The organism is Candidatus Zixiibacteriota bacterium (assembly GCA_018820315.1).
GTDB lineage: Bacteria > Zixibacteria > MSB-5A5 > JAABVY01 > JAHJOQ01 > JAHJOQ01.
Genome location: JAHJOQ010000034.1, coordinates 1 through 13,940, shown reverse-complemented (window position 1 = coordinate 13,940; position 13,940 = coordinate 1). Strand labels below are relative to the sequence as shown.

The following is a 13,940-nucleotide window of genomic DNA, read 5'->3' as shown; positions in this document are numbered from 1 at the left end:
GGTGTTAAGTTCGTTGATGGAGAAATAAAGGAAGCTGCATAACTGGAGAACTTGAGGATACTATCAAAACAATCATCCACAACTCTTGACAATATCTCTTCATTCCTAACCTGAAGTCTGTGTCTCTAGCACCAGATCAATGTTCGTTACAACGCGCGCTAAGAGCAAGTGTACAGGTGATGATTGATGACGGTGCATTGACTGAATTGGAGTATAAAGGAGATGGAATGAAGAGCTTAGCTGCAATATCGCTGCTCCGCCACATTTCTCAGGAATCGTTGGGGGATCGGCATTTGATTCTCGCGGTCGAGGAGCCTGAGACTCATCTTCATCCGAAAGCAATCCACAAGCTTAAACAAGTTCTATATGAGATAGCAGCAGAACACCAAGTTATAATTACTACGCATTCCCCTGTTCTGGTGGAACGAGAGAAGGTAGGCAGTAACATTCTTGTAGAAACAGGAAACGCTACTAGAGCGCGTCGAATAAAGGAGATACGTGACAGCCTCGGGGTTGAGCTGGCAGACAATTTGGTAGGGGCCTATCTGGTTGTGCTTACTGAGGGGGACGCAGATGCGATGGTGATAAAACGGTGGCTCTCAGAGCTGTCTCCGCAAATTCGGACTGCGCTCAGTAACGGCAGTCTGGTCGTCGAGGGAATCGGGGGAGCATCTAAGCTTGCATTCAAGGCAAAGGTGTTCAGGGACCTGCTGTGCAATATTCACGCCTTTCTCGACAACGATCAAGCGGGAAAAGACGCAACTGCAGGAGCGATTGATAAGGGAATCATCAGTGGATCAGAATATACCTTGTGCAGCTCTCCGGGAATGCGGGAAAGCGAGTTGGAGGATCTTGTCAAGCCATCGTTCTATCGCGATTCGCTTATACAAGATTATGGTGTCGATATAGACACAAAGTCGATGCAGTCCGTCACAGGGAAGTGGAGTGATAGAATGGCAGAGCTATTCAAGAATTCCGGAAAGCTGTGGAGGGAACACGAGCGGATGGCTGTGAAACGAATGGTCGCTTCTGTCGTTAGTCAAGAGGGGCTTTCCGCTTTAGATGACAAACGCAGAAACAGCCTAGACAATCTAGTTTCAACTGTCGAAAGGAAGCTCGCCGAATACTCGGGTTTATAGCCTTGTGTATCAGGAGCCTGTGTTCCTGACTGTTCATTCTCCCGAAGTACAAAGCCACTTCACATTGCGGATTTGGAGACAGACCAGGTTGTACCCGGTTTCTCCAGGGAATAATAGACCTTGATTTCCTCCAGTTCTTCGAAGATCTGGGGCACGACCTGAAGTTCCATACCTATCTTTATCTCATCGTCAGATACCGTATCGCCGAACCAGGCCAGTAGCCGACCGGTCTCTTTCAGATCGACCACTCCTATTGTGTAAGGGGCGACGTCCTCGAATCCCGTGGGGGCAGCGTGGATCGTGGTGTGCGAGAGCAGTGTCGCCTGTCCGCCGAATTCTAAATATTCGAAATCTCCTGAGAGGCATTGATTGCAATCAGCCCGCGGTGGGAATGATTCATGCCCACACTGTTTACATTTGGACCCCATAAGGTGCCCATCTTTCAGGTGATTGGCGAACTCTGAAACCTTGGTATACTGAGAGAAATTGACTTTTCCAAACCATTTGAACATGAGCCTAATCCCTCCTAAGGACATGGACAAAACAGTATTGTCCGATTCCGCCGACATTATGTGTGAGTCCTATATCAGCATTTTGCACCTGGCGTTCCCCTGCCTCTCCTCTGAGTTGTTTCACGATTTCAACAGTCATTGACACGCCAGTGGCTCCAATTGGATGCCCCTTTGCCTTCAACCCACCATCTACGTTCACGGGCGTCTGCCCTCCTATATACGATTGCCTATCTTCTATAAAACGGCCCCCTCTGCCCTTCTCGCAGAATCCCAAATCCTCATAGGCCATGATCTCAGCAATGGTGAAACAGTCATGAACCTCAGCGACCTTAATGTCCTTCGAGCTGACCCCGGCCATTTCATACGCTATCTGTGAGGCTTTCTCTGCGCTGGGAAGCCCGACGAGGTTTGGCCTTCTCAGTACAGACATACTGGCCGTAGCGCATCCGACACCGTCAAGCCAGGCCACAGGTTTCGCGGATTCCTTCGCAATTTCTTCTGAAGCTAGGATCACACATGCCGCCCCATCCGCGTTGGCACAGCAGTCGTACACCTGCAAGGGGTCAGATACCGGGTCGGATTCCAGCGCTTTTTCGATGGTAATTTCTTTCCTGAATAGTGCATTGGGATTCCTTGCGCCATAGAAATGGTTCTTTACGGCTACCTGGAGGAGTTGCCGACGGGTAGTTCCGTATTCGTGCATGTGACTCTGAGCGAACAAGGCATAATATGCGGGGAAGGTCGTGCCAAATACAGATTCCCACTGCACTTCACCTACCCGCCCCATGAGAGCCAGAATCTCAGGCGTGGAAAGCTCTGTCATCTTCTGACAGCCAATGACCGCCATAATCCTGTGAGCTCCTGATCGTATGCCCATCCAGGCAGTACGAATAGCCGCGCTACCGGAAGCGCAAGCAACTTCTGTAAGCCATGTCGGTAGCGGGTTCAGTCCCAGGTATTCCTGTACCACTCCGGGAAGTGAACGCTGTTTGTGATATTCCGGGACAGAACCGATGACTGAACCGTCGATCTCCTTAGGGTCTATCTGGGCGTCTTGAATTGCCTCGCGAAAAGCCTCGAATGCTAGTTCCTGAACGGTCGCGTCGCTTCTGCGTCCGAATTGCCCGTGTCCCAATCCAATTATTCCCACTCGGGTCATATCGGTTCCTCCTATATATACTGACCACCATCGATTTTGAAGACCTCTCCGGTTATATGGCGTGCTTTGTCCGAACAAAGGAAGGTCACAAGATGAGCCACATCATCTGCAGTGGCAATTCGCCCCAGTACAGTTTCATCAATAGCCATGTTGAGAAACTCAGCCGGTATGTTCCTCGCCATTTCGGTCATAACCATTCCTGGCGCCACTACATTGACATTAACGTTGAACTTGCCGAGCTCTTTCGCCAGGGTCTTGCTCATGGCAATTTCGCCCCCCTTGGATGCCGAATAGTTAGCTTGCCCGAATTTGCCTCTTATGCCGTTGATCGATGATATGTTTACGATTTTCCCGCCTTTCTGATCCTTGAAGACAAGTGCGGCTGCTTTGTTGTAATTGAAGTAGCCTTTCAAGTTGACGTTGATCACCTGATCCCACTGTTTCTCCGTCATCTTCCAAATGACACCGTCCCAGTTAATGCCAGCATTGCAGACCAGGATATCAAGCTTGCCGAATTCCTTTACAACGGTCTCGACCATGTTCTGGGCGTCCGAATGGCTGGATACATCTGCTTGTATGGCAAGGGCCTTTCTCCCCATACTCTCTATTTCTTTCACTATCTCCTTTGCCTCTGTATCGTGCCGCCTATAGTTTATGGCCACATTGCAGCCCTCATGCGCCAAATCCAGGGCTATTGCTGCTCCTATTCCGAGACTGCCACCTGTTACAATGGCTCCTTTTCCATCAATACCCAAATTCATCTTCTAATTCTCCTATCAAAACTGCACGAAGCGACATACACTCATGCATAGACGTTCCCAATACAAAGGAAATCACTTTGGCACATTCCGCACTGAATATAATACCTGCACGCTTAGAATCAATAACTTTTGTTTGAGCGAAGGCCGCTGTCGGAGAGAAAGGAAGTCAGCTTACTGAATCGCCGCATCATGCCGATGCGCTCCTTCAACAACATCGCCAGCATTGATCGAATCGTCTATAAGATCATTGCCTATGTCTTGAATAAACCCCAGGAAGTACCCCCGAATACCGATTTACTCAAAACCCTTGACACTATCCCACTGATAGTGTAAACTGTTCATCGTTGTTCGGGAGAAGCTTGGGATTGGAAGATTCTTCACGCAGCATGCAGCCACGGAAGAGACGGCAGAGTGTTCACGTCAAGCGGTTGCGCTAGTTGAATTATAAGTGGATGATGCAAATGGATATCCAGGCTGGAACTTGATTGTGAGGAAATGATGTACCATCCTCAGGAGGGGACAGTGGTTTACAACGTTGACGAAAGGCAGCAAACGATCCGTGAACAGGTGAAGGAATTTGCTGAAAAGGAAATCCTTCCGGTTTGCCAGGAGTTGGACCTCCGAAAGGAATCATTCTCATTTGAGCATTACCGGAAGCTTGCCAAGGCAGGCATGGTTGGTTTCGCCATGCCAAAGGAGTACGGCGGTGGCGGGCGCTCCAGTATTGAATATATTACTCTCATTGAAGAACTGACCTACTACGACCCTCCGACTGGATTGATGGCTGCGATACCGCAACTGGCTACTTACCCTATCTTCACTTTCGGCAGCGAAGAGCAGAAGAAGAAATATGTGCCGAGATGTGCTTCTGGCGAGATCATTCCATCATTTGCGCTGACTGAGCCCGATGCCGGTTCGGATGCCGCTAATCAGCAGACCTTGGCCATGATCAAGGGCGATCATTTTGTCATCAATGGTGAAAAGACTTTCATTATGCATGGTGATGTCTGTAATCTTGCGGTTCTTTTCTGTCGTCTTGGGGAGAAGGATGAACATCGCACGAAAATCTCATGCATCTTGGTCGAAACCGATACTCCAGGCTGGAATGCGCGTACCCTCCAGCATAAAATGGGTATGCGGGCCGCGACTACCGGTCATATCAAGATCGAAAATGTCAGGGCACCGCTGGAAAATCAATTAGGCGACACTGGCAAAGGTTTTAGAATTGCGATGAATACTCTCGACGGCGCTCGGATTGGTGTTGGCGCTCAGGGTGTTGGTATTTCGCAGAGGGCCCTAGACGAATCAATCAAGCATTACGAGGAGTGTCTGGCTTCTGGCGCTCCAGGAGACAGACTTCAAGAAATACAATGCCTGATTGCTGATATGTCCACCCAGACTGAAGCTGCCCGCGTGATCACCTACAAAGCGGCCCAAACTCAGGACGCTGGTGAAAATTGCACGGTCGAGGCAGCGCAGGCCAAAATGTTCGCTTCAGAAGTGGCTCGCTTCTGCGTTGACCAAGCCATGCAGATTCATTCCGGTTATGGTCCTATCGGACAGCTCTCAATCATCGAGAAATTGGTTCGTGATCAACGTGTTACTGAGATCTATGAGGGAACCAATGAGATTCAGCGCTTAGTTATTGCAAACCATCTCTTACGGTAGACTGAGCGAGTCGGTTTCGATACGTCTGCGTACACATTCTTTGACGATGGTCGCCCGGCTTGTTTGTCCTCAGGTGAGAACTACGCACCATATAGGCAGTCCAAGTCAGCCTTCCACTGATAAAACCAATCCAATGGCATCTCTTCCTTGGAAAAATCTACCTCTTTCAGCTCTTCATACGAGTATGTACTAAATAAACGAGGTTCCCACTGCGCAACGATATCGGAGGCAATTTCTGAAGCTCTCTCATGGATAGCATCTGTTTTTTCGGAGCCATTGTCAGACTTGTCTCTATAACACGCGCAGAATTTATCGGCGTGGTCCGCAATTTGCTCATGTGTGTGGGGACGATCTTGGTTTACAGCAGATTCCAGAATAGTCTTGAGTGAACTGATGGGAATGTTTCGTTTTCTCTGGCAGGAGTGCTTTGTGCGGTGTCAGAGCTTGCGCTCGGTGCGGCCGCAGTCGCGCTGTCGTCTGCATGCGAGATCGGGGGACTGATCAATCCCAGCATCAACAATGCGAGGGTGAGGGACAGGATCACCCGTTTCATTGTCACATCTCGCGTTAGAGTCCTACATATTCTCCAAATGCTCTCTGCTCAGTTGTCAGGATCGCCCTTCCGTTTGTCAGGGCAGACCCGGATGCTAATCTACAATATACACCATTATTCTACTGGCACAAGTATAAGACTACCCACTGTCATAACCTGTAAGTCAAAGACCAAGTTGTTCGACTTATCTCGTCTTTTCCCCAATGCGGAAATCTCGAACTCGCCCTCTCAAGCTGATTAGCTCTTGACAATCTCTCGTCTCGCAATAGCAAACATTTGCAGCAATGACGGATTATGCGATGCGCATGACTTTTCTAATAAACCCTTCAGTCCGGGATTCTCGGTGAAACAACTTGCCCCTCGGAGCCGTAATATATATCTTGGCGAAAATTGAACCACATAGGAGGTGCGCATGTTCAGAATGATAACGTTAGGGATTGTTATCCTTCTCTTACTGATTCCCTCTGCTATCACAGCGCTCGGTTCGGACAAGGTCGAATCGATTCTCACCGAAATTGATCCCTGGGTCACTACCGACACAACCAAAATCCTCGCTTACATCGACAGCACGGAAGCTGTCACGATTCAGATGCTCGAATCCTCGAAATTCTGGGAACCGACAATGACCGATCTGTCATTTCTGCTCGGTATCGATCTCGTTACCGATCCGCAGATCGACAACACGGGTCGCATCTATTTCCAGATGAGAATCACGGGCGAAAGTCAGGCGATATTTTACATGGATGGTCCGATGGGCTGGCCGATTCAGTTTACACCGAACAACTGGACCGACGAAGGCATCATAATTAGTGGCTTCAGCGTCCATCCGTCCGGTGATTTCGTTCTGGTGACTGTCAATGTATTTGGCGACGAGATGCATGACATTTGGCGTTTCGAGAGAAACGGTCAGTTCAAACCGTTGCTCCAAAGCAGGACTGAGCGGTATAGCGGATTGATATTCGATGAGGACAATCCTGACCAGTTCTATTTGTATATCCAGACCGATCAGATGCGTATCGGACGCTACACAATGTCGACAGCCAAGCTCGACACTATTTACTCCGAGCCGGGTGCATTCTATCCGCTCGATTACTACAAGAGTAAGCTGGCGTTCCTGCGGTATATCTCTTTCTCGGAAACTCAGTTGGCGATGCTCGACTTGAGTTCCGGCAAAGTGACGGACCTTTCCGATACGACGCTCGTCTGGGGAGCGGGATTCACCGATGATGGAAAGATGATCACGCTGACTTCGGCGAAATCCAATGATGATGAGTTCATGAAGTTTTGTATGCTCGACCCCGCCAAACCGAAGGAATTCAAAGTCATTTATGACCCAAAGAAAGAGACCGAAGATTTCACCTTTATCAGGAAGAAAGGTGTTGTCGTCACGGCTCTCAACCTGGATGGCTACTCTGAGATGGCTGCATTTGACATGACCGGCAAAGTCATCCCGGTTCCGCAGCCGAAGATCGGCGTCGCCAGCGCAATATCATCAAATGATCTAGGCAAAGTAGTATTCGGATACTCATCGCCGACAACTCCTCCGACGGCGTTCTCATTCGCTCTGGGTGACACCGGCCTCAAGCAGATCGGCAAAGTCTCGACCTTCGGATTCGATTTCTCGGGCATAGAAGTGCAAGTGATCCGATACAAGTCAGAAGATGGCACCGAGATCCCGGCATTGCTGTACAAACCGGTAAGTGCCAAGATGGATGGATCAAACCCGGCCATCGTCAACTACCACGGCGGGCCTCCGGGGCAGAGCAGACCCTACTTCCAGCGCAATATTGCTTTTGCTCTCAGCAAAGGCTTTGTAATGATGTTCCCGAATGTCCGCGGATCGACCGGCTACGGTCCCGCCTACGAGCGAGCGGACAATCTCGAGGGCAGATTCGCGTCTCTGCTCGATTGCGAAGCGGCACTCGATTACCTGATCGACAATGGTTACTCCAGACCCGACAAGATCGCTGTCTGGGGAGCATCCTATGGCGGATACATAGTTGACTGGCTGACAACAACCTGTCCTGATAAACTCGCGTGCGGCGTATCTGATGTCGGCGTCTCCGATGTTGACTGGACAAACACTCACTCGAAGAATCAGGCATTCTCTGCAGGATGGGAAAGAGAAATGGGACCGGTTGGAAGCGATCTCACACACAAGCTCACACCCATCTTCAAGGCGGAAAATCTAACCAAGCCGATTCTGGTAACAGCCGGCTTTAATGATCCACGCGTGCCGCCGTCAGATCCAAGACGGTTCGCGTATGTGCTCTCCAGACTCGGGAAGCCAGTCTGGTACTACGAGGAGACCGAGGCAGGCCACGGTGGTTCATTCAAGAAACAGATCATCTTCGACCTGACCAAGAGCTACACCTTCACGATGGAACATCTGATGAAGTGATGATCGATCGGTCAGTTTACAATATCCGGGCGGCAGATACAAATCTGCCGCCCTTTTTTCTTTCAGGAACGGGACCCAAGATTCTTGATTGACATATTAAATCATATATGTAATATTACGGTAGCGCTCTATAGGGCAGGTTATGAATAACAATAACTTAACCAACATTGAACTCATGCTCCTGCAGATCGTTAGCCAGCAGAAGTCAATATCAGGCTACCAGATCAATAGACTGATAGCCGAGCGCGGCTACCGGGACTGGGTGGATGTCGGGAGTACACCGATATATGTCGGCCTGACCAAACTCGCAAGCAAGAAACTGGTTGAGTCGTTCCTGGATACTCACAAGCAAGGCAAAGGGCCGCCTCCAAAAATGTTCAGCATCACACCTTCCGGGAAAGAGAGACTTAAGGCTGAAATGGTCGATGCGTTGTCATCGGCGCAGGTAAACGACAGCAGGTTTGATCTTGGAATCGCAGGCATCCCCTTTCTTGACAGAGATGAGATAGTCGTCGCGTTAGGCAATAGAAAGAGAGCTCTGACAGATTATGCAGCACAAATCGAGAGCCGCTACAGGGAATCCGGAGGCGATAACCTGAAACTCCATATCAGAGTTCTATTCGAGCATTCTCTCAACGCAATCAAGAATGAAATCAGCTTTGCCGACAGGTTGATCGGGGAGATCAGAGAATCTAGATAGAATTCCATTCCATACTCAGCATGTTCTATCGGAGATCCATCATACTGAACAGAGCGAGCCTGCACGGAGTAAATGGCCAAGTCAACAGATTGCCAGTAAGTGAAGGGAGCTGATGGGGTGGATAAGTTTTTTCCTCATACCGATTGACAATGAGACGTATATACGTATATTCCCGACTGATTTGTGGGGGTGTAGCTCAGTGGTAGAGCATCTGCCTTTTAAGCAGAGGGCCGAAGGTTCGAGCCCTTCCACCCTCACATGAATCAATGGTTGAGTGATGGAACATCACCGTTGCACTCGCCTGCCGGCTTATCAATTCAGCGTCAGTTCTTCCATCTCCCCGACGAGCGTATCGAACAGCGTAAGAACACTGTTTATGGCGTCCGGTTTGGTCATATCGACACCCGCCTTCTTCAGAAGCTCAATCGGATAATCATTGCCGCCGGAGTGCAGCATTTCGAGATAAGCATCGCGCGCCTTGGTGTCGCCTTCCAGAATTCTGCTCGCAATCATCGTCGCCGCCGAGAAACTGGTGGCGTATTGATAGACATAGAATGCACTGTAGAAGTGTGAAATCCGTGCCCAGCCGATATCCCGCCCTTCAGGAATGTAGAGATCGGGGCCGAAATACTTCTGAAATATCTCATGATACATCGCCGTCATAGATTCGGATGAAAGCGAGCCTCCATTCTCCACAACGTCATGTGTTTCTGCTTCAAACTCATGAAACATGACCTGAACGTAATAGGTACCGAGTACTGTCTCTATAAACTTGTTCACGACATACTTCTTCTGGTTCTTGTCCAGAATCGTCTTCATCAGATAGTCGTTGAGAAGGATTTCGTTGACGGTCGAGGCAACCTCAGCAACAAAAGTGGCATAATTCGCATTTGTATAACTCTGATTCTGCTTGGAATAGAACGAATGCATGGCGTGACCCATCTCATGCGCGAGAGTCGACGCAGCATTGACTGTGCCGTTATAATTCATCAGCACGTACGGATGCGTGCCATAAGCACCCCATGAATACGCTCCGGACGATTTCCCTTCGGTTTCATAGACATCGATCCATCCCGAATTGAAACCATTGGCCAAATCAGCCGAATACTGCTTTCCGAGCGGCTCGGTAGCTTTCTTGACCATCTCAACAGCCTCATCCCACGGTATTTCGAATTCAACTCCCTTCACGAGCGGCACGGAGGTGTCGTAGGTGAAGAGTGTGTCGTAGCCGAGGACTTTCTTTTGCAGGGCAGTATACCGGTGCAGAGGGGCAAAGTTCGCATTTGTAGCAGCCACAAGATTCTCTACGACCGAGGGCGGTATATTGTATTGGTCAAGTCTGTAATCGAGGGTCGAACCGTATTTACGAGATTTAGCAAAGAAGACATCTGAATAGACCGAGTTCGAAAGGTTTGCAGCAAGTGTGTTCATGTAATTCTTGTACGCGCCGTTATAGACCTCGCTTGCCTCCCGTCTTACCTGACGGTTCTCAGATTCGAGAATCTTGTGGTATCTCTCTTTCGTCAATTCCACCTTGTTCCCATTCTCGTCGGTGATAGTCCCGTACTCGATGTCTGCATCATCGAGCATTGTAAAAAGCTTGTTCGGGCCTCGTGCGATGTTTCCTGCCGATGCCAATACTTCCTCGGCTTCAGGTGTGAGCGTATGTTCTCTTGCTCTCTGAATATCCTCGAGATAATGCCGGAAGTCTCCGAGCTTAGGCGTTTGACTGAAGAATCCTTGAAGTTTCGACGGCTCGATTGCGAGAATCTCTGGGCGAACAAAGGACTCAGCAGCTACAACGCGAGTATCGAATGCCCCGATTCTATCGGAAAGCTCCTGGTACTGCGATTGACGGGTATCGGAATCGAGTTTCATGTACGAATACACATACAACTGATCGACGGTTATCCAGAGCTTCTCGTGGAGTTTCAGGAAATCGAACAGCGTGCCTCCCGATTCGCCGAGACGCCCCTTGAAGGAGTCAATCGCCGGAAGCATCGACTCAGCATTCGCGAGATCGGCCTCCCAAGCTGCAGTAGACGCGTAGATATCTTCGAGGTTCCACTTGTATTTGTCCTCTATCTCATCTCTTGTGGGGACTTTCTTCACCGTGTCGGCAGCCAGCGATGGTAGAGTCGCAAGCAGTGTCAGAATCAGGATCGATGTCACGATGATGCACATTCTCAGCATATTCTCCTCCGTTGCTGGTTCACGTTGGCTTTACACTTAAACGCATTGCAGCCGCGGATGTTGCACTGCGCCAACAAATTCAATGGCAATTCCAGTGCATTCTCCGACGATTAGCGTGTGTGCATCACAAAAACATTGCAAATGCCGCAACAACGAATTATCTATCCCGTTGTTAGAGTATGACAAATGGAGGATCCAATGCCTACTCCGAATTCTGCGAAAGAGCTTAAACCTGAGCAATTAAGATGGCGATGTGACCCGGGGTCTTTGAGATATGACAATAGTAAGGGAGTGGAGCCTGACGATGTCATTATCGGCCAGGAAAGAGCTGTCAATGCCATAAAGCTTGGCCTTGAGGTGCACCGCCAGGGTTACAACATTTTTATCTCGGGCCTTGCCGGAACCGGTCGCACGACTACGGTTAAACATCTCCTCGAAACGATTGACACGCTCAGAGGTCTTCCTCCTGACATAGTCTATCTCCACAATTTCAAGGACGCTGATCTGCCCACCGCAGTTCTTTTGCCTGCCGGTGACGGCTGCAGATTCAAACTCGCAATGATCCGTCTTGTCGATGATCTGGTACAGAATATCACGAGTCTATTCGAGTCCGAGAAGTTCCAGGAACACAGAAAGAACATTGTGCGGACGTTTTTGGCGAAGCAAAAGGAAATGCTGCAGGCTTTCGAGAAAGAAATCGCCGAACACAGTTTCGTCCTGGTCCAGGTGCAGGTAGGCCCATATGTGAAACCGGATCTTCATCCGGTCATCGACGGCAAGTCGCTCTCTTTCGATGAACTCGAGGTTCTGGTGAGAGAGGAGAAGGTTCCGGAGGAGACACTTCGGAAATTCGAGAAGAAATATGGCGAGCTCGAGAGCCGCCTGCACGAAGTTTTCAAAGAGAATCGCGATGTTGTACTCAAGCTCGAAGAGACACTCCGGCAGCTCGAGAAGAAGCGCACCGGGCCGATAGTGAATGAACTTATAAAAGTGTTGAAGTCGGAATTCGAATCGGAGAGTCTACACAAGTATCTTGATGATGTCAGCGAGGATGTGCTCAAAAACATTTCGCTCTTCATGAAAGAGAAAGGAAGCGCTAAGCCCGAGGACCAAGCGGGTCAGAGAAAGCGCGAGGCAGATCCATTCCTTGCCTATCGTGTCAACGTGATGGTGGATAACTCAAAGACCACAGGGCCTCCGATTGTTGTCGAGACAAACCCCAATTACAGAAATCTTTTCGGAATGATTGAGCGCGAGTCTGACGGCGGAAGATCTTTCCGCACAGATTTCACAAGGATCAAGGCAGGCTCCCTGCTCAAAGCATCTGGTGGATATCTGGTTCTGAACGCGATCGATGCCTTGATAGAACCAGGCGTCTGGCCGGCATTGAAACGTACCCTGCGAAACGGACAGGTCGAGATACAGAGCTATGATCCATTTCACATGCTGTCAGGGTCAGCTCTGAAACCGCAACCTGTGGATGTCGATGTCAAAGTACTGATGATCGGCGATCACCAGATGTACGATCTTCTCTTCTTTGCAGACGAGGACTTCAAGAAGATTTTCAAGGTGCTGGCGCAGTTCGATCGTGATATGAAACGCGACGATCATGCTGTCGACGAATATGTGAAGTTCATCTCGAAAATCTGCGACCGTGACGGGCTCAGACCATTCGACAGATCAGGCATCGCCGGTATTGTCGAGTACGGAGTCAGAATCGCGGGGCGACAGAATAAGCTCACTACAAGGTTCAATCTGATCTCTGACCTTCTGCGTGAAGCGGATTACTGGGCAGGCAAAGACAGCGCGGAGCATGTTACTTATGAGCACATACGTACAGCGATTGAGAACTGGAAGAAAAGGATGAATCTTCCGGAAGAGAGGCTGGGCGAAATGATTGACGAGGGGACAATTATGATCGATACCGACAAGTCGGTCGTCGGTCAGATAAATGGCCTCTCCGTTTACGATCTGGGACAGTATGCGTTCGGTAAACCTACTCGCATCACAACAACGACTGCTGTCGGCAAGAGCGGTGTGATTAACATCGAGCGGGAAGCTGAGCTTTCGGGACCGACCCACAACAAGGGAGTGTTGATCCTCTCCGGCTTCATGCGGAGCAGATACGCGAATAACAAGCCGCTGTTTGTGTCAGCATCTATTTGCTTTGAGCAATCATACGGTGGCGTGGATGGAGACTCGGCTTCTTCGACTGAGATATACGCCCTTTTGTCATCGCTGTCGGGTCAGCCGATCAGGCAGGACCTGGCGGTCACAGGATCAGTGAATCAAAAAGGCGAGATTCAACCGATTGGCGGCGTCAACGAGAAGATAGAGGGATTCTTCGAGGTCTGTAAAGCGCGCGGCCTTACAGGCAATCAGGGTGTACTGATTCCGCATCAGAACGTCAAAGACCTGATGCTCAAGCCGGAGGTTGTAGGTGCCGTAACAAACGGCGAGTTTCACGTCTATCCAGTCGAGACAATCGATCAGGGAATCGAACTCCTTACCGGAATTCCGGCGGGAGATCCTCTCGAAGATGGCAGTTATCCTGAAGGAACGATCAATCGAATGGTTGATGATCGTCTGATAGAATACGCCGTTATAATGAAGAATTATCCGGGAGGGGCGTAGATGCGCGCAGCTACACACCATATTGTGTTTGACTTAATACACAATCGCTCATACGGTAGTGAGACGCTACATTTGTTTTTGTGCAAAAGTTTTAGTTGACTGTCTTCTTGCAGATTCTGTTTTTTTGTTTAGGGTAAGGGCTGTGCGGAATTGAGCACGACCCCCTTCACGGTATCACGTTTGACGGGAAGGAGGTGATCGTTTAAGTAGCCAGAAAGCC

9 protein-coding genes and 1 tRNA gene are annotated in these 13,940 nt (G+C 49.5%); 6 read left to right on the top strand and 4 right to left on the bottom strand.

Going from position 1 to position 13,940, the window contains the following annotated elements:
- Positions 1-179: 179 nt before the first annotated feature.
- Positions 180-1,139 carry an AAA family ATPase gene (locus tag KKH67_03165; protein MBU1318176.1) on the top strand — a complete coding sequence of 320 codons (960 nt, stop codon included), beginning with the start codon at positions 180-182 and terminating at the stop codon, positions 1,137-1,139.
- A 59-nt stretch (positions 1,140-1,198) separates the two neighbouring features.
- Here the strand turns inward: KKH67_03165 and KKH67_03160 are convergent, their stop codons facing one another.
- From KKH67_03160 to KKH67_03150, 3 genes are read right to left on the bottom strand one after another with little or no spacing between them, the layout of a single operon-like run.
- The gene (locus KKH67_03160) at positions 1,199-1,651 is read right to left on the bottom strand and encodes a Zn-ribbon domain-containing OB-fold protein (protein MBU1318175.1); all 453 of its coding nucleotides are present in this window, start codon (positions 1,649-1,651) and stop codon (positions 1,199-1,201) included.
- A gap of 4 nt (positions 1,652-1,655) precedes the next feature.
- Positions 1,656-2,810, bottom strand: coding sequence for a thiolase domain-containing protein (locus KKH67_03155; GenBank protein ID MBU1318174.1), 1,155 nt, complete (start codon positions 2,808-2,810; stop codon positions 1,656-1,658).
- An 11-nt stretch (positions 2,811-2,821) separates the two neighbouring features.
- Positions 2,822-3,565, bottom strand: coding sequence for an SDR family oxidoreductase (locus tag KKH67_03150; protein ID MBU1318173.1), 744 nt, complete (start codon positions 3,563-3,565; stop codon positions 2,822-2,824).
- Positions 3,566-4,093: 528 nt separating this feature from the next.
- Between KKH67_03150 and KKH67_03145 the strand changes: the two genes are divergently transcribed.
- The 4 genes from KKH67_03145 to KKH67_03130 all read left to right on the top strand — a co-directional run bounded on the left by KKH67_03145 (position 4,094) and on the right by KKH67_03130 (position 9,150).
- Positions 4,094-5,239, top strand: coding sequence for an acyl-CoA dehydrogenase family protein (locus tag KKH67_03145; GenBank protein MBU1318172.1), 1,146 nt, complete (start codon positions 4,094-4,096; stop codon positions 5,237-5,239).
- Positions 5,240-6,204: 965 nt separating this feature from the next.
- A complete protein-coding gene (locus tag KKH67_03140) occupies positions 6,205-8,193 on the top strand; it encodes a prolyl oligopeptidase family serine peptidase (GenBank protein ID MBU1318171.1) in 1,989 nt (662 codons plus the stop codon).
- 142 nt (positions 8,194-8,335) lie between these two features.
- Positions 8,336-8,893 carry a PadR family transcriptional regulator gene (locus KKH67_03135; protein ID MBU1318170.1) on the top strand — a complete coding sequence of 186 codons (558 nt, stop codon included), beginning with the start codon at positions 8,336-8,338 and terminating at the stop codon, positions 8,891-8,893.
- A gap of 185 nt (positions 8,894-9,078) precedes the next feature.
- Positions 9,079-9,150: transfer RNA gene (locus tag KKH67_03130), tRNA-Lys, on the top strand.
- A gap of 55 nt (positions 9,151-9,205) precedes the next feature.
- On the opposite strand, the gene pepF is transcribed toward KKH67_03130, so the two are convergent.
- Positions 9,206-11,086, bottom strand: a complete 1,881-nt coding sequence (gene pepF, locus KKH67_03125) for an oligoendopeptidase F (protein ID MBU1318169.1) — start codon at positions 11,084-11,086, stop codon at positions 9,206-9,208.
- Between the two features lie 198 nt (positions 11,087-11,284).
- On the opposite strand from pepF, the gene KKH67_03120 reads away from it, so the two are divergent.
- A complete protein-coding gene (locus tag KKH67_03120; GenBank protein MBU1318168.1) occupies positions 11,285-13,720 on the top strand; it encodes an AAA family ATPase in 2,436 nt (811 codons plus the stop codon).
- Positions 13,721-13,940: the final 220 nt, after the last annotated feature.

What these genes read in the sequence shown, in the direction of transcription:
- pepF (MBU1318169.1), bottom strand. Translation starts at nt 11,086, where the DNA reads ATGCTGAGAATGTGCATCATCGTGACATCGATCCTGATTCTGACACTG.
- KKH67_03135 (MBU1318170.1), top strand. Translation starts at nt 8,336, where the DNA reads ATGAATAACAATAACTTAACCAACATTGAACTCATGCTCCTGCAGATC.
- KKH67_03165 (MBU1318176.1), top strand. Translation starts at nt 180, where the DNA reads ATGATTGATGACGGTGCATTGACTGAATTGGAGTATAAAGGAGATGGA.
- KKH67_03155 (MBU1318174.1), bottom strand. Translation starts at nt 2,810, where the DNA reads ATGACCCGAGTGGGAATAATTGGATTGGGACACGGGCAATTCGGACGC.
- KKH67_03120 (MBU1318168.1), top strand. Translation starts at nt 11,285, where the DNA reads ATGCCTACTCCGAATTCTGCGAAAGAGCTTAAACCTGAGCAATTAAGA.
- KKH67_03140 (MBU1318171.1), top strand. Translation starts at nt 6,205, where the DNA reads ATGTTCAGAATGATAACGTTAGGGATTGTTATCCTTCTCTTACTGATT.
- KKH67_03160 (MBU1318175.1), bottom strand. Translation starts at nt 1,651, where the DNA reads ATGTTCAAATGGTTTGGAAAAGTCAATTTCTCTCAGTATACCAAGGTT.